The 22459-nt window shown below is 67.0% G+C and carries 21 protein-coding genes and 1 pseudogene; 5 read left to right on the top strand and 17 right to left on the bottom strand.

The window, feature by feature from the left end; genetic code table 11:
• Positions 1-43 precede the first annotated feature (43 nt).
• The 5 genes from IFT63_RS08275 to IFT63_RS08295 all read right to left on the bottom strand — a co-directional run bounded on the left by IFT63_RS08275 (position 44) and on the right by IFT63_RS08295 (position 7318).
• Positions 44-1459 (bottom strand): FAD-binding domain-containing protein, encoded by a 1416-nt coding sequence (locus IFT63_RS08275; RefSeq protein WP_192083806.1) that lies wholly within the window; start codon positions 1457-1459, stop codon positions 44-46.
• A 165-nt stretch (positions 1460-1624) separates the two neighbouring features.
• Positions 1625-2257 (bottom strand): inorganic diphosphatase, encoded by a 633-nt coding sequence (locus IFT63_RS08280; RefSeq protein ID WP_192083807.1) that lies wholly within the window; start codon positions 2255-2257, stop codon positions 1625-1627.
• The gene (locus IFT63_RS08285) at positions 2254-3630 is read right to left on the bottom strand and encodes a metallophosphoesterase (RefSeq protein ID WP_192084191.1); all 1377 of its coding nucleotides are present in this window, start codon (positions 3628-3630) and stop codon (positions 2254-2256) included. The genes IFT63_RS08280 and IFT63_RS08285 overlap by 4 nt, the downstream gene beginning before the upstream one ends.
• Positions 3630-4760 carry a phytase gene (locus IFT63_RS08290; RefSeq protein ID WP_192083808.1) on the bottom strand — a complete coding sequence of 377 codons (1131 nt, stop codon included), beginning with the start codon at positions 4758-4760 and terminating at the stop codon, positions 3630-3632. Before IFT63_RS08290 ends, IFT63_RS08285 begins: the two co-directional genes overlap by 1 nt.
• Positions 4760-7318: a TonB-dependent receptor gene (locus tag IFT63_RS08295; protein ID WP_192083809.1), complete on the bottom strand. Its 2559-nt coding sequence runs from the start codon at positions 7316-7318 to the stop codon at positions 4760-4762. The genes IFT63_RS08290 and IFT63_RS08295 overlap by 1 nt, the downstream gene beginning before the upstream one ends.
• A gap of 166 nt (positions 7319-7484) precedes the next feature.
• On the opposite strand from IFT63_RS08295, the gene upp reads away from it, so the two are divergent.
• Entirely contained in the window at positions 7485-8120 is a 636-nt protein-coding gene (gene upp / locus IFT63_RS08300; RefSeq protein ID WP_192083810.1) for a uracil phosphoribosyltransferase, read from the top strand.
• Positions 8121-8201: 81 nt separating this feature from the next.
• On the opposite strand, the gene IFT63_RS08305 is transcribed toward upp, so the two are convergent.
• From IFT63_RS08305 to rsmD, 6 genes and pseudogenes are all read right to left on the bottom strand, one after another.
• Positions 8202-9089, bottom strand: a complete 888-nt coding sequence (locus tag IFT63_RS08305) for an MBL fold metallo-hydrolase (RefSeq protein ID WP_042612380.1) — start codon at positions 9087-9089, stop codon at positions 8202-8204.
• Between the two features lie 80 nt (positions 9090-9169).
• Positions 9170-10810 (bottom strand): annotated as a pseudogene (ggt, locus tag IFT63_RS08310) (gamma-glutamyltransferase); the annotation flags it as partial.
• Positions 10811-10887: 77 nt separating this feature from the next.
• Positions 10888-11169, bottom strand: a complete 282-nt coding sequence (locus IFT63_RS08315) for a YfhL family 4Fe-4S dicluster ferredoxin (protein WP_042612382.1) — start codon at positions 11167-11169, stop codon at positions 10888-10890.
• 156 nt (positions 11170-11325) lie between these two features.
• Entirely contained in the window at positions 11326-11820 is a 495-nt protein-coding gene (locus tag IFT63_RS08320) for a hypothetical protein (protein WP_042612383.1), read from the bottom strand.
• Between the two features lie 82 nt (positions 11821-11902).
• On the bottom strand, positions 11903-12412 hold the full coding sequence (gene coaD, locus IFT63_RS08325) for a pantetheine-phosphate adenylyltransferase (RefSeq protein WP_042612384.1): 510 nt from the start codon (positions 12410-12412) through the stop codon (positions 11903-11905).
• Positions 12413-12438: 26 nt separating this feature from the next.
• The gene (rsmD, locus tag IFT63_RS08330; protein ID WP_192083812.1) at positions 12439-13017 is read right to left on the bottom strand and encodes a 16S rRNA (guanine(966)-N(2))-methyltransferase RsmD; all 579 of its coding nucleotides are present in this window, start codon (positions 13015-13017) and stop codon (positions 12439-12441) included.
• Between the two features lie 629 nt (positions 13018-13646).
• Between rsmD and htpG the strand changes: the two genes are divergently transcribed.
• From htpG to IFT63_RS08350, 4 genes are all read left to right on the top strand, one after another.
• Complete coding sequence (htpG, locus tag IFT63_RS08335) at positions 13647-15554, top strand: molecular chaperone HtpG (protein ID WP_192083813.1); 1908 nt, start codon at positions 13647-13649, stop codon at positions 15552-15554.
• A 122-nt stretch (positions 15555-15676) separates the two neighbouring features.
• Complete coding sequence (gene ftsY, locus IFT63_RS08340; RefSeq protein ID WP_192083814.1) at positions 15677-17020, top strand: signal recognition particle-docking protein FtsY; 1344 nt, start codon at positions 15677-15679, stop codon at positions 17018-17020.
• Positions 17021-17093: 73 nt separating this feature from the next.
• Complete coding sequence (mutY, locus tag IFT63_RS08345; RefSeq protein ID WP_197974335.1) at positions 17094-18110, top strand: A/G-specific adenine glycosylase; 1017 nt, start codon at positions 17094-17096, stop codon at positions 18108-18110.
• A gap of 56 nt (positions 18111-18166) precedes the next feature.
• Positions 18167-18436: an oxidative damage protection protein gene (locus IFT63_RS08350; protein ID WP_042614005.1), complete on the top strand. Its 270-nt coding sequence runs from the start codon at positions 18167-18169 to the stop codon at positions 18434-18436.
• Here IFT63_RS08350 and IFT63_RS08355 read toward each other — a convergent pair whose 3' ends face one another.
• The 6 genes from IFT63_RS08355 to IFT63_RS08380 form a co-directional block, all read right to left on the bottom strand.
• Positions 18437-18874 (bottom strand): DUF6491 family protein, encoded by a 438-nt coding sequence (locus IFT63_RS08355; protein WP_192083816.1) that lies wholly within the window; start codon positions 18872-18874, stop codon positions 18437-18439.
• 106 nt (positions 18875-18980) lie between these two features.
• On the bottom strand, positions 18981-19694 hold the full coding sequence (lolD, locus tag IFT63_RS08360; RefSeq protein ID WP_042614007.1) for a lipoprotein-releasing ABC transporter ATP-binding protein LolD: 714 nt from the start codon (positions 19692-19694) through the stop codon (positions 18981-18983).
• The gene (locus IFT63_RS08365) at positions 19687-20928 is read right to left on the bottom strand and encodes a lipoprotein-releasing ABC transporter permease subunit (RefSeq protein ID WP_192083817.1); all 1242 of its coding nucleotides are present in this window, start codon (positions 20926-20928) and stop codon (positions 19687-19689) included. The genes lolD and IFT63_RS08365 overlap by 8 nt, the downstream gene beginning before the upstream one ends.
• A gap of 35 nt (positions 20929-20963) precedes the next feature.
• Positions 20964-21329, bottom strand: coding sequence for a hypothetical protein (locus tag IFT63_RS08370; protein WP_342450473.1), 366 nt, complete (start codon positions 21327-21329; stop codon positions 20964-20966).
• A gap of 25 nt (positions 21330-21354) precedes the next feature.
• On the bottom strand, positions 21355-21603 hold the full coding sequence (locus IFT63_RS08375; RefSeq protein WP_042614010.1) for a succinate dehydrogenase assembly factor 2: 249 nt from the start codon (positions 21601-21603) through the stop codon (positions 21355-21357).
• A 70-nt stretch (positions 21604-21673) separates the two neighbouring features.
• Positions 21674-22459 (bottom strand): succinate dehydrogenase iron-sulfur subunit, encoded by a 786-nt coding sequence (locus IFT63_RS08380; protein ID WP_042614011.1) that lies wholly within the window; start codon positions 22457-22459, stop codon positions 21674-21676.

The following is a 22459-nucleotide window of genomic DNA, read 5'->3' on the forward strand; positions in this document are numbered from 1 at the left end:
CAGCGCCCCGTTCAGCTTGTTCCCCACGGCGTGCAAAAGCGCCCTACTCCGCCCCGGTGCGGCGATACGCCGCCAACGCCGCCTCGCGGCCTTCCGTCAGGCCGACCAACGGTGCGCGCGGATAGCCTGGCGCCTTGGCCGCCAGCAGCGCGGCGTGCTGCCAGGGGGCAAATCGGGCCTTGACCGGCAGAGCGGCCAGTTCAGGCAACCACCGCGTGATGTAACGCGCCTGCGGATCGAATTTCTCGGCCTGGGTCACCGGGTTGAACACCCGGAAATACGGCGCGGCGTCGGCCCCGGTGCCGCCGACCCACTGCCAGCCCATGGAATTGTTGGCCAGGTCCGCATCGACCAAAGTGTCCCAGAACCAGCGCGCGCCGACGATCCAGTGCGCCCGCATGTGCTTGCACAGGTAACTGGCCACGATCATCCGCACCCGGTTGTGCATCGTCCCGGTATGCCAGAGCTGGCGCAGCCCGGCATCGACGATGGGCACGCCGGTGCGGCCCTGCTGCCACGCCTGCAGGTCGGCGGCGCTGGGCGTGGCCCATGCAAATCCGTCGAAACGCGCATTGAGGTTCTCGTCGCTGGTCTTCGGGAAATGGTGCAGCAGGTGATGGGCGAAATCGCGCCAGCACAACTGGCGGATGTAGGCGTCGATGTCGGCGCTGCGGCCGGCGCTGCGCTCTGCTTCCAGCGCATGCACGATGCGCCACGGCGCGATCTCGCCGAAGTGCAGGTGCGGTGACAGCAACGAGGTACCGACGCGGTCCGGCAGGTCGCGTTGCTCGCGATAGCCGTGCAGCGCACCATCGACAAACACCGTCAGCGCCTCGCGCGCACCGGCCTCGCCGGGCTGCCAGTGCTCCCAGAAGCCGGCATCCCAGTCCAGCGCGGGGGCCAACCCCAGCGCGTCCAGCGCGAGCCCCTGCACGGCATGCGCGGGCAAGCTGGCCGGCGCCTCGCTGCCGGGCTGCAGCCTCCATTTACTCAGTGCGTTGCGCCAGAACGGGGTGAACACCTTGTACGGGCCGCCCTGCTTGGTTTCCAGCTCCCACGGTTCAAACAGCAGGCTGCCGTTGCAGCTGTCTGCCTGCAGACCCTGCTCACGCAGCGTGCGCTTGATCTTCGCATCACGCGGTTGCGTCGCCGGTTCGTATCTGCGGTTCCAGAACACCGCTTGCGCGCCGGTCTCCCTGATCAGCTGCTGCAGCACGTCCAGGCTGTCGCCTTGCCGCAGGACCAGGTGCGAGCCGCGTGCGCGCAGGTCCGCATCCAGCGCAGCCAGCGAACGGTGCCGCCAGGCATTGGATGCCGCGCCGGGTGCCCAGTTGCCCTCCTCGTGCGGAGCGTGGATGTAGACCGGGACGACGTCATGCCCTGCCTCCAGCGCAGCCTGCAGGGCCGGGTTGTCGGCAAGGCGGAGATCACGGCGAAACCACACCAGGGCTGATGACACGCGCTGCATCCAAGGCAAAAACAGGAAGCGCCATCATAACGATGGCGCGTGACCTGGCTGTAGAGCCGACTTGGGTAGCGCCGAGCCACGCTCGGCGGCTTTCCGGGCAGGCGATGCCACGTCTGATACAGGCCGCGCTGCGCGCTCGCCGAGCATGGCTCGGCGCTACCTGCCCTTTCCTGCGCTGTCGAAACGCTGCATCGACTGCTGGATCAACACCTTCGCTTCGGCGGCGTTGCCCCAGCCGCTCAGCTGCACCGGATTGCGGCCTTCGGGCAGGTCCTTGTACACGCGGAAGAACGCTTCGATGCGCTGGCGCTCGATCGGCGCCAGGTCGTCCAGCTCGCGGATGTGCGCGTAGCTGGGATCGACCTTGTCGGTCGGCACGCCGATCACCTTCTCGTCCTGCTCGCCATCGTCGACCATCTTCAGATAGCCGATCGGCCGGAAGCGCACGATTACCCCCGGATGCAGCGGTTCACGCGTCAGGACCAGTGCATCGAGCGGATCGTTGTCACCGGCCAAGGTGCGCGGCATCGAACCGTAGTTGGCCGGGTACGCCACCGGCATCGACTGGAAGCGGTCCACATGTACCAGTCCGTCTTCCTTGATCTCGTACTTGGTGAAGCTCCCGGCCGGAATCTCCACGGCCAGGTGCACCTCCTCCGGAGCCTGCCTGGGCTGTGCGGCCAGGAACGGATGCAGCACCGTGTCGGCGCCGATCGCCGCGCCGGTGATCAGGACCAGGCCGGCGGCCAGTGCCAGCATTGGCAGCGCGTTGCGCACGGGGGCCTTCATTCCCAGCACCGGTCCTTGCGCCCGGTCGGCGCATGCGGGCGCAGGCAGCGGCGCGGTTCGATGCGGCCTTCTTCCAGCTCCACTTTCCGGGTGCTGCCATCGGCCTGGCGGACCAGCTCGAAGGCGTCGTAGAGCTTGCCGGTCACCGTGCGCGCTTCATAGTGCAGGCGTTGCGGGTCGATGCGCAGCACCTGGAACAGCTGGGTGTCTTCGGCCACCGGTGACATCGTCTGCAGGGCCTCCTTCGACAGCCGGTACTGCTTCGGGCTGGCATTGCTGACCACGAACTGCGGGGTCGCCATGCCGTCCTCGCCGCGGCGGCCATAGGTGTGGTCATGGCCCTGCAGCACCAGGTCCACGCCATGGCGGCGCACCACAGGCAGCAGCGCTTCCTGCAGCACCGGGTTGTGGCGGCCTCGCGCCGGCGAATAGAACGGCTGGTGCACCACCACGATCGTCCACGGCTGGGTGTTGGCCGCCAGCACGCCGTCCAGCCACTGCGCCTGCGCCTGCGCGGTGCCCAGGTCCATTGCCGAGGTGCCATCGAGCACGGCGAAGCGGACGCCCTGGTAGTCGAACCAGTACGTACTCTTTTCTGCGCCCGTCGCCCCGTTGTCCGGCAGCGCGAACGTAGCAGGCCAGTGCCGCGCCATCACCCGGCGCTCCTGCGGGGTGTCTTCAAACTCTTCGAAATACTCGTGGTTGCCGATCGCCGGTGCCAGCATCGTTTCCTGCGCCAGCCAGCCGGTGGCGGCGAACCACTCGCCCCATTCGCTGTCATCGGCGTCGTAGCCGCCACTGACCAGATCGCCGGCGAACAAGCTCAGGTTGGCATCCGGCGCGGCTTTCTGCGCCGCCCGCACTACCCGGGTGACATGGCTGAGGTTCTTGTTCTGGGTATCGCCGAAATACAGGAAGGTCATCGGCTGATCGGCACTGCCAGCGGTACGCAGCTGGTTCCAGGCACTCCAGGTGTCCTTGCCCTGCACGCGGTACACATACAGCGTACCGGGCGTCAGGCCGCTGACATCGGCACGGTGGTGGTGCGACAGGCCGTTCTCGGTCTGCAGCGGCTGGCTGCTGGCGGTGATACGGGTGATCGGTCCGAACCCGGGGGTGTCGTCGGCCGGGGCGATCTCCAGCAGCGGTGCCTGCACGCTGCCATCGGTGCGCCAGCGCACGGCGAAGCCCTGCGCGGCATCGGCCGCCGGCGAGGCGACGATGCGGTCCGGGAAGCCGGTGGCGGCATAGTGCCGGTTACCCGCCGGCACCTGGCTGTTGGGCTCCACGCGCGAGGCCGGCTCATCGGCCAGCGCCGGCACGGCAGACAGCGCCAGCGCGACACCCAAGGCAAGGGACGCCAGGCGCGCGATCACGATGCGCACTCCAGCGGCAGTGCCAGCGCCTTGGCGATCTGTTCCCAGTCGAAGGCCACCACGCCCTGGTCGTCATGCACGGCGTACAGCGCGCCATGCGGGAAGCGCGGGCTGCCCTGCTGCATCATCCAGATGCCATCGGTATTGGCCACCTTGTTGCCCTGGAAGGATCCCACCGGCTTCAGGCTGTGGCGGTCGAACAGGTGGAACACGCTGCGCTCCTTGCCCTGTTCGGTGGTGATCCACCAGCCGTCCTTGCCACAGGTGCGCAGCATCACGCCTTCTGCCTGGGCCTTGAACACATCCCGGCCGAAGGTGGTGCCGGTGAAGCGGCCCGCCAGCGTGTACACCTTGAACTCGCTGGCGTAGGTTTCGTCTTCTTCGGCCACCAGCAGGCGATCGTTGGCCGGGTCGCCCCAGATCGATTCCACCACGCGCAGCGCACCGGCTTCGCTGGTGTCGCCGATGCTGGCGGCCAGCGTTGCGGTCAGCTCCGCGCCATCGCGGCGCACGTGGTACTGGCGCACGCGTTTGTCCAGCTCTGCCAGTGGCGGCAGGATGTCATTGCCCTGCGCGTCCTCGCCGTTGTCCCAGGAATCGGTCACGTAGACGGCGTAGCCATCGGCGCGCTTATCCACCCACAGGCCGTACGGCTTGCGCAGATCGTCCGCACCGAACGCTGCCAGCGGAGTGAAATCCGGCAACGAGAACACCTGCACGCGGTGGTTGTCACGCTCGACGATCCACAGCAGGTCATCGGTCACCGATATGCCGTTGGGGCGGTCGAACTGGCCGAGCGCGGCGCCCGTACTGCCGACCCCACGCAGCGGCGAACCGGTGCTGCCGTCATACACCACCAGCTTGTCGGTGGCCTTGGCCGTGGCAATGAGCCAGGTCTTGCCATCCGGTGCCTTCCAAGCCGCGGGGGAGTCGATGTTGTCGTCCGAGGTCATCGGGGTCAGGAAGGCTTCGGCCAGCGTGGCGACCTGGCGCTCGGCGCTGGCGTCCACGGTGGCAGGCGCCTTGGTGGCGGCGTCGTTCGCTGGGGGCGCTGTCGGCGCTGTCGGCGTGCAACCGGCAGCCAGCACCAGCGTCATCGCGCTGGCCAGCAGCATGCGCCGCGCCATCACAGCGACACCTTCAGGCCGACCGCATACGTGCGGCCGTATTCTTCCAGCTGCAGGGTGCGCGAACGCGTGCCCTGGTAAAGCTCAAGCGGCTTGTCCAACAGATTCTGTGCCTCGAAGTACATGCTGACGCGGGGGCTGAACTTGTAGTCCAGCGAGAAATCGAGCTGGGTATGCGGAGCGACGAACACATCGAACGCGCGGCCGGCACCGATGCTGTCCAGGTATTCGCTGCGGTACACCGCGGCAATGCGCGTACTCAGGCCATACTTTTCGTAGCCGACATGCGCGCTGTACACATGCTTGGAGGCACGCGGCAGCATGAAGTCATCGCCCGCGCGGTCGTCCAGGCCCGGATCGAAATCAGTGTCCAGCCAGGTGCCGCTGGCGCCCACCAGCAGGCCATCCAGCCCCGGTGGCAGGAACGCGAGCTGCTGCTGGTAATTGAACTCCGCGCCACGCACCTTCGCCTTGTCGCCGTTGATCGCCTGGGTCACGTCGAAGCCTTCGTAGGCCGGATCGTTCTGGCGCACGGTCTCCACGATGTAGCCGTCGATGGACTTGTGGAACAAACCCAGCGAGACGATGCCGGTGCTGCCCAGGTATTTCTCCACCGACAGGTCGATGTTGGTCGACTCGTACGGATCCAGTTCCGGGTTGCCCAGCCGCACTTCCTCATCGCCGCGGCTGTAGCCCACGCGCGGGGAGATGTCGCCGAAGGACGGACGCGAGACGGTCTTGTTGGCCGATGCACGCAGCACCCAGTCATCAGCCGCGTCGTAACGCAGGTGCAGGCCGGGCAGCACGTTGGTGTAGCTGCTGTTGGCCAGGCGCGGGGTGACGGTGAAGCTACGCTCGTCTTCGGCCACGTCGACCTGGTTGCCGACGGCGCTGAACTGGGTGTTTTCCACGCGCACGCCGCCGATGATGCGCAGTGCGCCGATGTCCCAGGTGCCCATCGCATAGGTGGCGAAGATGTCTTCGCTGGCGGTGTAATCCTCTTCCAGCGAGGTCACCGCATTGGCCCCGGTTTCCTGCGGCCGTGCACTGTACAGGCCGCTGTTGGCCGCCCAGTAGCGGCGCATCAGCGCCGAGCTCATGCCCTGCCCCAGCGACCCATGCCGGTGCTCGGGCGCGCCGGTGGTCCAGCTGTCCAGGTCGATCGCCGGCCCGCGGCGCAGCTCCACTTCATTGACGTCCACGTCGCGCTCGCGCCAGCGCCCGAGCAGGCCGATCTTATAGCTGGCGTTGTCTGCGTCGAAACGCACGTTGACCTGCGCGCTGTGTTCCTTGTCGTCCACCCGCTTGGGCGACAGGATCATGCGGTCGTAGGCGAAGTTGGCGTTGTCCATCCACTCGTTGTCGGACAGTGTGTAGCGCGGCAACCGGCTGCGCTGGTCCAGGGTGCCGGACAGGTCGTCGGCATCGAGTTCGAAGCGCGCTTCCATCTCATCGTCCACGCGCTCTTCGGTCTTGGTATAGCCCACCTTGTAGTCCACCACGGCCGAACTCAGCCGGTTTTCGCCGCCCAGGCTGGCCGCGAAGGTGTTCTCTTCCTTGGTGCGGTAGCGCATGCGCTTCTGGATCGCATCGGACGGCAGGTCGTCCAGCCGGAACTGGTCGGTACCGGTGGCCGCCATGTCCGCATCTTCGAAGTTGAAGATGGTGCGCTGGCGCGTCTCCGCATCGTCGAAGCGGCTGTACAGCGCGCGCAGGTAATAGCTGCTGTCTTCGCTGGGACGCCAGTCGAAATTGAGGTTGGCGCCGATGCGCTTGCGCTCGATTTCGTACTTGCGGTGCTGCAGGTTTATCGCGGTGACATCCCCCGGCGCGGCATCGTCTTCGCCGTCGTACTCGACTTCGGTGTTGTCCGATTCGAACTTGCGGTTCTGGTAGTTCACGCCCAGCGCCACGCCGAACGTATCGGCGAAGACTTCGCTGTAGTTGATCGCCGCCTTCGGACTGGTGTGGCCGGACAGCTGCTGGTGGCTGCCCTCGATCTTGCCGCGCAGGCTGCGGCCGTCGCGGTCGAAAGCCGAGGCCGACTCGACCAGGATCGCGCCACCGATCGCATCGCCGGGCATGTCCGGGGTCGGCGACTTGACCACGCGCAGGCGCTCGGTGGAATCGGACGGGATCACATCCAGCGGTGCGGCGCGGCTGGAATCCTCCGGGGTGCCCACCGCGATGCCGTCGATGCTGACGCTGTTGAGGTTGGCATCCAGGCCGCGCACCACCACGAAGCGCCCTTCGCCCTGGTCGCGGGTGACGCTGACGCCGGGCAGGCGCTGCAGCGATTCGGCCACGTTCTTGTCCGGGTACTGGCCCAGCGCATCGGAGGACACGGCGTCTTCGATGGCATTGCTGCTGCGTTTGAGGTCCACCGCGCGGAGCTGCGATTCCAGCTGTGCGCGCACTTCGATGCGGTCCAGGTCGGTGGCATCAGCGGCGAGGGCACTGGTGGCGGCCACGTCCTGCCCGGCGGCATGCAGCGGTGCGGCAGCCCCCATCGCCAGGGTCAGGGTGATGGCGATCGCCAACGGTGTCTTGGTCTGCACGGGTGTCCCCATTCGGTGTGAAGAATGGGAGGGCAAGGTATGTCGGCGAGGTTTCACGGGCATGACACCGGGGCACCGGATCCTGCATGGACGCGTCCCCGCGCTGGCCGCGACCTGCGCGCTGCGGCAGAATACAGGCCTCTGCCTTTCCCCTTTCCCGCCCCCCATGAACATCGTCGAAGTGCGCCATCCGCTGGTGCAGCACAAGATCGGCCTGATGCGCAACGCTGCGCTCAGCACCAAGGATTTCCGCGAACTGGCCAACGAGCTGGGCACGCTGCTGGCCTATGAGGCCACCGCCGACCTGGACACCGAATCGCACACCATGGACGGCTGGTCCGGCCCGGTGACGGTGCAGCGCATCGCGGGCGCCAAGATCACGGTGGTGCCGATCCTGCGCGCCGGCCTGGGCATGCTCAGCGGCGTGCTGTCGCTGATCCCGGCGGCCCGGGTCAGCGTGGTCGGCCTGCAGCGCGACGAAGAGACGCTGCAGCCGGTGCCCTACTTCGAGCGCCTGACCGGCCGCCTGGAAGAGCGCGATGCGCTGATCCTGGACCCGATGCTGGCCACCGGCGGCACCCTGATCGCCACCATCGACATGCTCAAGCGTGCCGGCGCCCGCCGCATCAAGGGCATCTTCCTGGTCGCCGCACCGGAAGGCATCGCCGCGGTGCAGGCCGTCCATCCGGACGTGCAGATCTACACCGCCGCCATCGACGACCATCTGAACGAAAAGGGCTACATCCTGCCGGGCCTCGGCGATGCCGGCGATCGCATATTCGGCACCCGCGTGATCGGCTGACAATAAAAAGGGGACGGAGGAATTAAGTCGCAATTGGCGGTGATCCGGCCGATTGCGACTTAATTCCCTCCGTCCCCTTTTTCAGGCCAGGGCGCGGGCCTTGAGTTCGCTGTGCTCGTGCACGGTCACGAAACGGCCCTTGTCGTCGCGCTGCAGCTGCGCAAGCGCCACCTGCGGGTCGTGGGTGAAAAACAGGTGGACGTTGCGCGCCAGCTTGTCTTCGAGGAACTGTTTCTTCTCGTCGATCAGCAGTTCGGCATTGCGGTCGTAGCCCATGGTGATCGGCACGTGCACCCACGAACGACCCGGCACCAGGTCGGCGCAGAACACCACCCCGCCATGTGCCTGCCCGTCCCTGCCCGGCTGGCCGACGATCTCCGCCAGCATCAGCCCCGGGGTATGGCCGTCGCTGAAGCTGAAACGCACGCTGCGGCCCAGCACCCTGGAATATTCGCCCTGCACCACCTCCAGCCGGCCGCTCTGCTCGAGCAGTGCAGGCAATTCGGGGATGAAGCTGGCACGGTCGCGCGGATGCGGCTGCAGTGCACGCTGCCAGTGTTCAGCGCCCACCACGAAGGTGGCATTGGGGAACAGCAGTTCCGGCGCACGCCCTTCCACCCACGGCGCCAACAGGCCGCCAGCGTGGTCGAAATGCAGATGGCTCAGGACCACCACGTCGATGTCTTCGTGCTCGAAGCCGGCTTCCCGCAGCGAATCAATCAGCACGTGCTGGTTTTCCTGCACGCCGTAACGTTCGCGCAGGCGCGGCTCGAAGAACGCACCGATGCCGGTTTCGAACAGCACTGTCTTGCCTTCCAGCGGGCTGGCCAGCAGCGCACGGCAGGCCAGTTCGATACGGTTGAGCTCGTCGGGCACTGCCCATTTTTCCCACACCGCGCGCGGTGCGTTGCCGAACATCGCACCGCCGTCCAGGCGCTGCGTGTTGCCGCGGATCGACCATAGTTTCATGCGGCAAGTATCGGTCAGCCAGCGTTAAATAATCGCTAGCCCCGCCCCGCCGGCCAGGGCTCGGCACGACCGTGACCGGATCACTTCACCTCGGCGCTGCCGACCGGATTGCGCGGGTCGCTGCCGCCGTACAGCGTGTTGCTGCGGCGATCCCATTCGACGGTCTGCAGGTTGCCCCAGACGTGGCTGGATCCGCGACCGCCAGCGGCGCTGTCACCCGGCAGGTCGATCTTGTGGCCCATCGCCTGCAGCTGCTTGATGGTGCCGGCATCGAAGGCGTTGGTTTCCGCCTCGATCGCATCGGGCAGCCACTGGTGGTGGTAGCGAGGCAGCGCGGCGACCTGCTGTGCGGTCAGCCCCTGGTCGTACCCCAGGATGCCCAGCAGCACCATGGTGATGATGCGGCTGCCACCGGGCGTGCCCAGTACCACCACCTTGTCGGCGTTTTCCATGAAGGTCGGGGTCATCGAACTGAGCATGCGCTTGCCCGCCTTCGGTGCGTTGGCGGCGTAACCCATCACGCCGAACGCGTTGGGCGTGCCCGGCTTCAGCGCGAAGTCGTCCATCTCGTTGTTCAACAGCACCCCGGTGCCCTTCGGAATCAGGCCCGAGCCGTACAGCAGGTTCACCGTCTGGGTCGCGCCGACGCGGTTGCCATCGCGGTCGATGATCGAGAAATGCGTCGTTTCGTCGTCTTCCAGCGGGGTCGGGTTGCCCGACAGCAGGTCGCTGGGAGTGGCCTTCTCCGGATGGATGGTGGCGCGCAGGCCCTGTGCGTAATCCTTGCTGGTCAGCACCTTCTGCGGGATGTCGACGAAGTCCGGGTCGCCCAGGAAGAAGGTGCGGTCGCGGTACGCGCGGCGCATCGCTTCCACCACCAGGTGGGCGCGGTGCGCCTCATCCATCGACTTGATGTCCCAGCCTTCCAGGATCTGCAGCATGCCCGCCAGCGCGATGCCACCGGACGACGGCGGCGGCGCGGTGGTGATCTTCCAGCCGTTGTAGTCGAACACAATGGGCTCGCGCGCCTTCACCGTGTAACCGGCCAGTTCTTCGGCGGTCCAGCGGCCACCGGCCTGCTTCACACCGGCCAGCAGCAGCTTGGCGGTCTGGCCGCGGTAAAAGCCATCGAAGCCCCCTTCCGCCAAACGTTCCAGGGTGCGCGCCAGTTCCGGTTGCGGGAAGGTGTCTCCCTCGGCGATCGGCTTGCCGTTGCGCAGGTACACCTCGCGCGTACCGGCATAACGCTCCATCACTTCACGCCGCGACTGGTAGCCCCTGGCCATCCGCGCATATACCGGGAAGCCTTCGCGGGCAATGCGGATGGCCGGCTGCAGCGAGGTCTTCAGCGGCAGCTTGCCATGCTTGGACGACAACTCCACCAGCGCGGCGGGCAGCCCGGGGATGCCGGCCGACCAGGCGCCGTTGACCGAGCGGTCACGATCCAGCTTGCCGTCCTTGTCCAGGAACGCCGCCTCGGTAGCGGCGGCCGGCGCGGTCTCGCGCGCGTCCAGCATCAGGTCCTTGCCGGAGGCCGCATCGTGCAGCAGGAAGAACCCACCACCGCCCAGCCCGGAGCTGATCGGCTCGACCACGGCCAGCGTGGACGACACCGCCACGGCCGCGTCGAAGGCATTGCCGCCCTGCGCCAGGATCTGCATGCCGGCCTGCGTCGCAAGCTGGTGACCACTGGCGATGGCGGCACCATCGGGATGGGCGGCACGTGCCGGGGCATCAGCGTGGGCCAGCGGTGCGGACAGCAGCAGGCCCAGCAGCAACAGAGGGCGCAGGATCGGGTTCATTCGGATGGGGGCTCCGCGTAGAGTTCGGGGTGATCGTGCTGCAGGCCACGCAGCTTGGCCATCAGCTGGTCATGTGTCTCGACGATGTCCGGATCCGGGTCGATGCATTCGACCGGACAGACGACCACGCACTGGGCTTCGTCGAAATGGCCCACGCACTCGGTGCAGCGCGCAGGGTCGATCACGTAGATGGTTTCACCCATCGAGATGGCCTGGTTGGGGCAGGCTGGCTCACAGACGTCACAGTTGACGCAGAGCTCGTTGATTTTCAGCGACACGGCGATGACTCCTCGCCCGCGCACCGCATCCTGCCACAGGGGGCCGGGATGCTGGACTGGCACCGGCCTGCGCGGGCGCGCGGGCCGGTCAGGGGCGCCGCCACGAAGGCGCCGCCCACGACCACGCCGGTTGGCGTGGCCGCTACCGCACGGGAATTACTTGGCTTCGACGAAAACGTAGTCGGCACCGGTGGGCTGCACGACCGACTGCACGCGGGCATTGTCAGCGGCGTCGCCGATGAACAGCACGCGCACGTTCTTCATCGAATCCGGCGACACGTCCTTGAACACGACCTGGATCATGTCGGCCATCTTGCCCGATGCCGAAGAACCGAAGGCCAGCATGTTGCCCGGCTGTACGCCACGGGCGACGGCCTGGGTGGCGCTCTCGGTCTGGCGCTCGAACTTGGCAGCGAACTCCGGATCCGATTCCGGTGCGAGGTAATACAGGAACGGGCTGTTGGTCACGGTGCCCATGTTCTGCACGGCGACGGTCTGCAGGTACTTCTTCCAGCCGGCATCGTCGTCCTTGGCCGGGGCGACCAGCGCCTGCTGTGCATCGGCAGCGGCGGCCGGGGCTTCTTCCTTCTTGCAGGCAGTGAAGGCCAGGGCCAGCGAGGCCAGCAGCATCGCGCGCATGGTGGTGTTCATGGATGATCTCCCGTGGTGGTTCTGTGGATTGCGGTGGATACAAAAAGGTGCCGACGGCGGTCATCCGCCACGGGCGGGTGGATCAGGCCTGCGCCGCCTTGGCTTCGCGGGCCTTGCGCAGCGCATCGAGCACCGACGCCGGCACGAAGCCCGACACGTCGCCACCCAGGCGTGCGATTTCACGTACCAGCGAGGACGAGATGAAGCTGTGCTGCTCGGCTGGCGTCAGGAACAGGGTTTCGACTTCCGGGATCAGGTGGCGGTTCATGCTGGCCATCTGGAACTCGTACTCGAAATCGGAGACCGCGCGCAGGCCGCGCAGCAGGATGCCGCCCTGGACCGAGCGCACGAAGTGCGCCAGCAGGGTGTCGAAGCCGATCACTTCCACGTTGTCATGGTGCGACAGCGCCCCGCGAGCCAGCTGCACGCGCAGCTCCAGCGGCAGCGTCGGGCCCTTGGACGGACTCTGTGCGACGCCCACCACCACCTTTTCGAACAGCGGCGCTGCCCGGTTCACCAGGTCGATGTGACCGTTGGTGATGGGGTCGAAGGTGCCCGGATAGACAGCGATGCGACGATTGGCGACGGTCATGTGCGGTCGTGAACGTTCAGATTGGGTCAAAGTGTAGCAGCGGCGCGCCGGTACAGCGCAAAGCGCACCTCGCGGGTGCCGCCTTCGCGGTGCAGCAGCCACTCCGCCGGCAAGGCCGGAGCCTGCCCGTCCGGCGATTCCAGGTACAGCCAGGCATCGGCGGCCAGGTGCCGTGGCAGCAGCGCCAGCGTGCTGTCCCACAGCCCAGCGGCGAACGGCGGATCGACGAAGGCGATGCTGGCCTGTGCCGGTGCGGCGGTCTGCAGCCAGCGCAGCGCATCGGCCTGCACCACCTGCACGCGGGTCTCGGCCTTCAGCCTGGTCACCACGGCGGTCAGGTTGGCGGCCAGCTGCGGATCGCGTTCGACCAGGGTGGCGTGGGCCGCGCCACGCGACACCGCCTCCAGCCCCAGCGCGCCGCTGCCGGCGAACACGTCCAGCACGCGCGCGCCGCCTAGCCGGGGCATCAGCCAGTTGAACAGGGTTTCGCGCACGCGGTCGCTGCTGGGGCGCAGGCCGGGCAGGATCGGCACCGGCAGCCGGGTATTGCGCCACTGCCCGCCAATGATGCGGACCTGGCCTTCGTTTCCGTTGCGGCCGCTCACGGCGCGCGGCCGGGATTGACCCGTGCACGGGTCTGGTTCATGGAATTCAGCATGGTGGGATTGTAGCGGCAGCGCCGTCTGCAGCGAACGGCGGAGCCCCTCGTGGTGGTCCGCGTAGAGCTTGGGTGTCCTGAGATTGGGCCGGGCGGGAGGGGTTGGTGGGGGACGGCAGAAACTGCATCCATGCGGGCCTCGTGTCGCGCCATCCCTGGCGCTCCACGCCCCCACCAACCCCTCCCGCCCGGCCCTGACAGTCCGCGCGCGCGCCGCCACGTAAGAAAAAAAAGAAAAGAAAAAGCGGTAGCGCCGACCCATGGTCGGCGGACTGTATCCGTGGCCCTCAGCGGGGCGCGGCCGGCCATCCCGCTCTTCTTTTTCTTTGCCGTGGTGGGCGCACCGGACATGTCTCAGGGCCGGGCGGGGGGGCTGGGCGGGGGNGCAGGAGCGGCTCTTGCCGTCCCCCGACCAGCCCCACCGCCCGGCCAATCACAGTAAACCGCTCCCAGCGACCCACCACGAGGGGCTGCGCCGTTCGCTGGCCAACCGGAGGCCTTGATAACGGGACAATCACCCTCACCCCTTGCCCAGGCCGCACACGCTGGCGCGGCAATGACACGGAGCCCCATGCGATGACTGAAACCACCCAGACCGAAACCCTTGGCTTCCAGACCGAGGTCAAGCAGCTGCTGCAGCTGATGATCCATTCGCTGTACTCGAACAAGGAAATCTTCCTGCGCGAGCTGGTGTCCAATGCCGCCGACGCTGCCGACAAGCTGCGCTTCGAAGCATTGACCCAGCCGGCGCTGCTGGAAGGTGACAACGAGCTGCGCGTGCGGGTCAGCTTCGATGCCGACGCCCACACGGTGACCATCGAAGACAACGGCATCGGCATGAGCCGCGAGGAAGCCATCGCCCACCTGGGCACCATCGCCAAGTCCGGTACCGGCGAGTTCCTGCGCCAGCTGTCCGGCGACCAGAAGAAGGATTCGCAGCTCATCGGGCAGTTCGGCGTGGGCTTCTACAGCGCCTTCATCGTCGCCGACCAGGTCGATGTGTTCTCGCGCCGTGCCGGCGCGCCGGCCGCCGAAGGCGTGCGCTGGTCCTCGCGCGGCGAAGGCGAGTTCGACATCGCTGCGGTGGAAAAGACCGAGCGCGGTACCCGCATCGTGCTGCACCTGAAGGATGGCGAGCATGATTTCGCCGATGGCTGGCGCCTGCGCAGCATCCTGAAGAAGTATTCGGACCACATCGGCCTGCCGATCCAGATGCCGAAGGAAGCTGCCCCGGTCGAAGGCGAGACCGACGCACCGGCGGTGGAATGGGAGACCGTCAACCGCGCCAGCGCGCTGTGGACGCGCCCGCGCACCGAGGTCACCGACGCCGAGTACACCGAGTTCTACAAGCACGTCGCGCATGACCACAGCGACCCGCTGGCCTGGAGCCACAACAAGGTCGAAGGCAAGCTGGAGTACACCTCGCTGCTGTACGTGCCCGGCCGCGCGCCGTTCGACCTGTACCACCGTGAAGCGCCGAAGGGCCTGAAGCTGTACGTGCAGCGCGTGTTCGTGATGGACCAGGCCGAGCAGTTCCTGCCGCTGTACCTGCGTTTCATCAAGGGCGTGGTCGATTCCAACGATCTGTCGCTGAACGTTTCGCGCGAGATCCTGCAGTCCGGCCCGGTCATCGATTCGATGAAGTCCGCGTTGACCAAGCGCTCGCTGGACATGCTGGAGAAGCTGTCCAAGGACAAGCCAGAGCAGTACGCCACGTTCTGGAAGGAGTTCGGCCAGGTGCTGAAGGAAGGCCCGGCCGAGGACTACAACAACCGCGAAAAGGTCGCCGGCCTGCTGCGTTTCGCCTCCACCCGCGGCGAAGGCGATGCGCAGACGGTGTCGCTGGGAGACTACCTGGGCCGCGTGGCCGAGGGCCAGGACAAGATCTATTACCTGACCGGCGAGAGCTACACCCAGGTGCGCAACAGCCCGCACCTGGAAGTGTTCCGCAAGAAGGGCATCGAAGTGCTGCTGCTGACCGACCGCATCGACGAGTGGTTGATGGGCTACCTGACCGACTTCGACGGCAAGCGCTTCGTGGATATCGCACGCGGCGACCTGGACCTGGGCGCGCTGGAAAGCGAGGAAGACAAGCAGGCGCAGGAATCGGCGGCCAAGGACAAGCAGGCGCTGGTGGAGCGGCTGAAGACCGCGCTCGGCGATGACGTGGCCGAAGTGCGCGTGTCGCACCGCCTGACCGATTCGCCGGCGGTGCTGGCCATCGGCGAGCAGGACCTGGGCCTGCAGATGCGCCAGATCCTGGAAGCGAGCGGGCAGAAGGTGCCCGAGAGCAAGCCGGTGCTGGAGATCAACCCCGGCCATCCGCTGATCGCCAAGCTCGATGCTGAAGCCGATGGCGAGCGCTTCGATGACCTTGGCCGGGTGCTGTTCGACCAGGCCGCGCTGGCCGCGGGTGACAGCCTCAAGGATCCGGGTGCCTACGTGGCGCGCCTGAACAAGCTGTTGCTGGAACTGTCTGCCTGATCTGGCGGCCGCTACGCTCGCCGAGCATGGCTCGGCGCTACCCCTGCATTGATCCCCCATCCACACGGGCCCTGACGGGCCCGGTGGTAATCTACCCCCTGATCTAAAGCCGTTACCTGCCAATGCTCAGTTTCTTCCGCCGCAAAAAAGCCCAGGACGCCTCGCAGGTCGATGCGCCCAAGACCCAGCACTATTCGGCTGAAGAGCTCGCCGCTGCGTTTCCTTCGGCCAGGCCGGCGCCGCCGCCGGAGCCGGTCGCCGCGCCGGTAACGGAGGCCCCTGCACCCGTAGCGGAAGCAGCACCGCAGCCGGTTGCCCAACCGCCTGCAGCAGCGCCCGTCGTTACCCCGGCACCTGCCGCTGCACCTGCCGCACCCGTGGCCACGCCCGCGCCGGAGCGCGTGCTGGCGCCAGAAGATTTCGAAGCCGAAGCCCTTGCCGCCGCCGCGGTACTTGCGCCGCTGGCCCCGGTTACCCCGGCACCGGCACCGGCCGCCCCCGCCGCCGACCTGCCCGTGCTGGTCGATGCCGAGCCCGCCCCGGCCGGCAAGACCGGTTGGCGCGAGCGCCTGCGCAACAGCACCTTCGCACGCAGCTTCGGTGGCCTGTTCTCACGCAATCCCAAGCTCGACGATGACCTGCTGGATGAAATCGAGACTGCTTTGATCACCGCGGACGTGGGCGTCACCGCCAGCACGACCCTGGTGGAAAGCCTGCGCAGGCGCATGAAGTCGCGCGAGTTCGCCGATGCCAATGCGCTGCTGGCCGCCCTGCGTGCAGACCTGATCGCCATCCTGAAACCGGTCGCCAAGCCGTTGCTGATCGACCGCAACGCAAAGCCGTTCGTGGTACTCACCGTGGGCGTCAACGGCGTCGGCAAGACCACCACCATCGGCAAGCTCGCCAAGCGCTTCAAGGACGAAGGCCACAGCCTGATGCTGGCCGCCGGCGATACCTTCCGCGCTGCCGCCGTGGCGCAGCTGCAGGCCTGGGGTGACCGCAACGGCGTCACCGTGATTGCCCAAGGCCAGAACGCCGATGCCGCATCGGTGGCCTTCGATGCGCTGCAGGCCGGCAAGGCACGTGGCACCTCGGTGTTGATCGCCGATACCGCCGGGCGCCTGCACACCCAGTCCGGCCTGATGAACGAGCTGGGCAAGATCCGCCGCGTGCTCGGCAAGATCGATCCCGGCGCGCCGCATGAAGTGCTGATGGTGATCGATGGCACCACCGGCCAGAACGCACTCTCGCAGCTGCGCCAGTTCAACGCGGCGGTGAATGTCACCGGCCTGGTGGTGACCAAGCTGGACGGCACCGCCAAGGGCGGCGTGGTGTTCGCGCTGGCCCAGGAGTTCGGCATCCCGATCCGCTTCGCCGGCATCGGCGAGCGGCCGGAAGACCTGCGCGTGTTCGATCCGGAAGCCTTCGTCGACGCATTGCTGCCCGAAGCACTCGGCAGTGCCTGAGGCCGCCACCGCGGTTGCGGCCACGCCACCGCAGGCGTCGGCCGCCGGCGGTGATGACCGGTTCGTCGCGCGGCTGCTGCACTGGTTTGAACAGCACGGTCGCCACGACCTGCCTTGGCAGCATCCGCGCACGCCGTACCGGGTGTGGCTGTCGGAGATCATGCTGCAGCAGACCCAGGTGGCGACGGTCATCCCGTACTTCCTGAAATTCCTGCAGCACTTCCCCACCCTGCCCGACCTCGCCGCGGCCGACAACGATGCGGTGATGGCGCAGTGGGCCGGGCTCGGCTATTACGCCCGCGCACGCAACCTGCATGCCGCCGCCACGCGCTGCGTGGACGCCCACGGCGGCGAGCTGCCGCGTGATTTCGATGCGCTGCACGCACTGCCGGGGATCGGCCGCAGCACCGCCGGGGCGATCCTCAGCCAGGCCTGGAATGATCCGTTCGCCATCCTGGATGGCAACGTCAAACGCGTGCTGACCCGCTACCACGGCATCGAAGGATTCCCCGGCCTGCCGGCTGTCGAGCGGCCGCTGTGGACGTTGGCCGAAGCGCACGTGGCCCACGTGCCGGCCGGACGGATGGCCGATTACACCCAGGCGCAGATGGACCTGGGCGCAACGCTGTGCACGCGCAGCCGGCCGGCCTGCGTGATCTGCCCACTGCAGGAAGACTGCGTGGCGCGCCGCGACGGGCGCACCGCCGAGCTGCCGACGGCCAAGCCGGGCAAAGTGCTGCCGGAGCGGGAAGCGATGGCCCTGTGGCTGCACGACAGACACGGCCGCGTGCTGCTGCAGAAGCGACCGGAGACCGGCATCTGGGCATCGCTATGGACCCTGCCGCAGGCCGACAGCGGCATGGCGCTGCAGGCGTGGTTCGATGGGAACGTTGATGGAGCCCTGGAAGATGCCGAGGAACTGCCCGTGCTGCAGCACACCTTCAGTCATTACCGCCTGCACCTGCAGGTACTACGCACCCGCGTGGAAGGCCTGAAACACGAGCATCCGATGCTGCGCTGGGTGGCGGCCAAGGACCTGCCCGCGCTGGGCCTGCCCGCGCCCATCCGCAAGCTGCTGCAGGCGCGCTGAAGGCCGCCGAGCGTGGCTCGGCGCTACACTAGTGCTTCGAACAGGAGTACCTGCCCATGCCCCGCACCATTTTCTGCCAGTACCAGCAAGCCGACGCCGAAGGCCTCGATTTCGTGCCCTACCCCGGCGAGCTCGGCCAGCGCATCTTCGCCAACATCGGCAAGCCGGCCTGGAGCGCCTGGCTGGCCCACCAGACCATGCTGATCAACGAAAACCGGCTGTCACCGCGCGATCCCAAGCACCGCGCGTTCCTGGAAGAAGAACTGGTCAAGTACCTGTTCGCCGGCAATGCGGAAAAGCCGCCGGGCTTCGTGCCCGAAGCCTGATCATTCCTGGCGCGCTTCGGCCTGCGCGTGCCGAAGCTGCTGCTCTGAAGCGCGCAGCGCCTTGACGTCCAGCGGGCGGATGCTGCCGATGTAACACGGCATCTGCGGCCCCGGGCCCGGCCCGCGCACCAGCACTTTGTCCAGCCGCGCCGATACCCGCCCGACCCAGCTGGTCAGCCCGATCGCCTGCGCGTACGGCAGGTCCGGGCACGGCCCGGTGAGCTCCAGCAGGAACGCTTGGCCCGGCCGGGTCCAGACCGCCAGTGCGCTGTCGCCCAGTTCGTTCCAGCCGTTCAGGCTGCCCTGGAAGGGCATGTCACCCTGCGGCGCACCGGCGTGGGCGCGGTACAGCGCCAGCCGCTCAACGCTGCTCACTCGCCCGCTGCTGGCACAGGCCGCAAGGCTGACGCACAGGAAGACAAGGATCAGGCGTTTCATGGCGGGATTCCATGGAGATGAAGCTGATGATGCAGCACGCCCGTGAACCCGGTAGTGACGGCCGCTGTCCGTAAAAGCATTGACGGCCAGCGGCCGTCACTACCCGTCAAACGTCGGCGTGGGCCAATGCGTGCAGCTTGCCTTCGCGCAGTTCCAGCACGCGGTCCAGCTTGCGCGCCAGGCTGCGGTCATGGGTGACCAGCACCAGCGAGGTATGCCGGGCGCGGTTGAGTTCCAGCATCAGCTCGAACACGGTGCCGGCGGTGCGGTCATCCAGGTTGCCGGTGGGTTCGTCACCGAGCACGCAGGCCGGCTGGTTGACCAGTGCGCGGGCCACGGCGGCGCGTTGGCGCTCGCCACCGGACAACTCGCCGGGCTTGTGCTGCAGCCGATGGCCGAGGCCGACCGACTCCAGCAACTGCCTGGCGCGGTCATTGGCCGCCGCCACTTCGCCGCCGCCCAGCAGCACCGGCATCATCACGTTTTCCAGCGCGGTGAACTCCGGCAGCAGGTGGTGGAACTGGTACACGAAGCCCAGCGCCCGATTGCGCAGCAGGCCACGGGCGCCGTCGGACAGCGTGGACATCTGCTGGCCGGTGACGAACACCTCGCCCGCACTCGGCGTGTCCAGCCCGCCCAGCAGGTGCAGCAGCGTGCTCTTGCCGGCACCGGAGGCACCGATGATGGCCACGGTTTCGCCGGCGCTGACCTGCAGGTCCAGCCCATCGAACACCGGGGTATGCATCCGGCCTTCGGCGTAGGTCTTGCCCAGCGCCTGCGCGCGGATCACTTCCTGGCCGGGGGAGAAAACCTCATTCATAACGCAGCGCCTCCGCGGGCTGGGTGCGAGCGGCGCGCCACGCCGGGTACAGGGTGGCCAGGAAGCTCATCAGCAGCGCCACCACGGTGATCACCACGATGTCGGCGGTCTGCATGTCGGTTGGCAGGCCGGTGATGTAATACACATCTTCCGGCAGCAGCTTGACGTTGAACACCGCCTCGATGGCGCCGAGGATGCGTTCCAGGTTGAGGGTCAGGGTGATGCCGCCGATCACGCCGGCGACGGTGCCGATGATGCCGATCAGCGAACCCTGCACCATGAACACCCCCATCACTCCGCGCGGGGTCAGCCCCAGCGTGCGCAGGATGGCGATGTCGGCTTGCTTGTCGGTCACCAGCATCACCTGCGAGGACACCAGGTTGAAGGCGCCCATCGCGATGATCAGCGACAGCAGGATGCCCATCACCACCTTCTCCATGCGCAGCGAGTGGTACAGGTTGGCATTCTGCTGGGTCCAGTCACTGACCCGGTAGGCGCCGCCCAGGCGCTGCGCCAGGTCCACCCCGACGGTGAGCGCCTGGTCCATGTCATGCAGCTTCAGGCGCACGCCGGTGGCGCCATCGATGCGCAGCACGCGCTCGAGGTCCTTCATGTTGGCGAACGCCACGCCGCGGTCGATCTCGTTGTAGCCGGCTTCGAAGATGCCGCTGACGGTGAACCGCTTCATGCGTGGGATCGCGCCCATCGGCGTGCCCTGCACTTCGGCCAGCGTCGCCACCACCTGGTCACCGACGTCCACGCCCAGCCAGGTCGCCAGCTCCTGGCCGAGGATGATGTTGTAGCTGCCTTGCGTGAGGTCGTCGAAGCGGCCTTTCTTCATCTTCTCGGCAACCACCGAGACCTTCGGCTCCATCGCCGGGTCCACGCCCTGCACCAGCGCGCCCTGCACGCGGGGGCCGCTGATCATCGCCTGGATCTCGATGTACGGCGCGGCACCGGCCACGCGCGCATCCTGGTAAGCCACGTCCACGGCGCGCTGCCAGTCGCTCATCGGCTCGCCGTCGCGGCTGATGGTGGTATGCGCGGACATCTGCAGCAGGCGGTCGCGGATTTCCTTCTGGAAACCACTCATCACCGCCAGCGTGGTGATCAGCACCGTCACGCCCAGCGCGATGCCGAGGATCGATGCCATCGAAATGAAGGAGATGAAGCCGTTGCGGCGCTTGGCCCGCAGGTAGCGCAGGCCGATGGACACGGGAATGGGTTTGAACATGCAGGTGCGCCAATAGATTCAGCGTATGGTGCCACCTACGGCGGCTTACGGGAAACCTGGCGTGCACGGACGGCCAGACGCAGTTCACGTCGTTGCCCGGGAGACAGCACATCCGGCCAGAAAAGCAGCACGCCGCGCGTTTTCCCCGGACCCTGCCAGCGCAGCTGCAGCCACGGGCCGCGCACGTGCAGCGCAGGATCTTCCAGCTCCATTCCGTCCAGCAGCAGGGGCCTTGTGGGCTCCTGCAACCACAGCACGCGGCAAGGCGCAGCCAACCGACGCCACAGCAGCACTGCCTGCACCAACCAGCACAGCAGCACGGCCGGCGGCTGCAGCCGCACCGGCATCCCACTGGCGCCGATCAACCACGGTGCGGCCAGCAGCACCACCGCCTCGGCCACGGCCTGCAGCCGCGATGGACGCCATTCAAGCCTTGAGGGTACGGATCCGGTCGAGCAAGGGGACGGCGTGTGCATGCGGGCAGGCCTCGTAACCCATGAACCACCGCCACAACTTATCGTCCTCGCAATCGAGCAGGAACAGGAAAACCTCGCGTTCTTCGGCCGGGGCCGTGGCCCACTCGCGGTCGAGGTAATGCTCGAACAGCTGGTCCAGCTCACGCATGCCGCGGCGGCAACGCCAGCGCAGCTTCTTCAACAGGATCGCTTCGTCCATCGTCATTCCCGGATAGCGCAACGCCGAGCTGGGCTCGGCGTCGCGGGGTACTTCACGGCAACCGCACCACTCAGGCGCGACGCGCCATCATCAGCTTCTTGATCTCGGCGATCGCCAGCGCCGGGTTCAGGCCCTTCGGGCAGGTCCGTGCGCAGTTCATGATGGTGTGGCAGCGGTACAGCTTGAACGGATCTTCCAGATCGTCCAGGCGCGCACCGGTGTCCTCATCACGCGAATCGATGATCCAGCGATAGGCCTGCAGCAGAATCGCCGGGCCCAGGTAGCGCTCGCCATTCCACCAGTAGCTCGGGCAGCTGGTGGAGCAGCAGGCGCACAGGATGCACTCATACAGACCGTCCAGCTTCTTGCGGTCTTCCGGCGACTGCAGGCGCTCGCGGTCCGGCGGTGCCGGGGTCTGCGTGCGGATCCACGGCTTGATTGAAGCGTACTGCGCGTAGAAGTGGGTCAGGTCCGGCACCAGGTCCTTGACCACGCTCATGTGCGGCAGCGGGTAGATCGGCACTTCGGCCTTGCCGCAGTCGGCGATGGCGCGGGTGCAGGCCAGCGTATTGGTGCCGTCGATGTTCATCGCGCACGAACCGCAGATGCCCTCGCGGCACGAACGACGGAAGGTCAGGGTCGGATCGATCTCGTTCTTGATCTTGATCAGCGCGTCCAGGACCATCGGGCCGCACGCGTCGAGGTCGATCTCGTACGTATCGGTACGCGGGTTGCTGTCGTCGTCCGGACTCCAGCGGTAGACCTTGAAGGTACGCAGGTTCTTCGCACCGCTGGCGGCGGCGAAGTGCTTGCCCTTCGTGATCTTTGAATTCTTCGGCAGGGAAAACTCGGCCAT

It is taken from the genome of Stenotrophomonas sp. CFBP 13724 (genome assembly GCF_014841975.1).
Taxonomy (GTDB): Bacteria; Pseudomonadota; Gammaproteobacteria; order Xanthomonadales; family Xanthomonadaceae; genus Stenotrophomonas; species Stenotrophomonas lacuserhaii.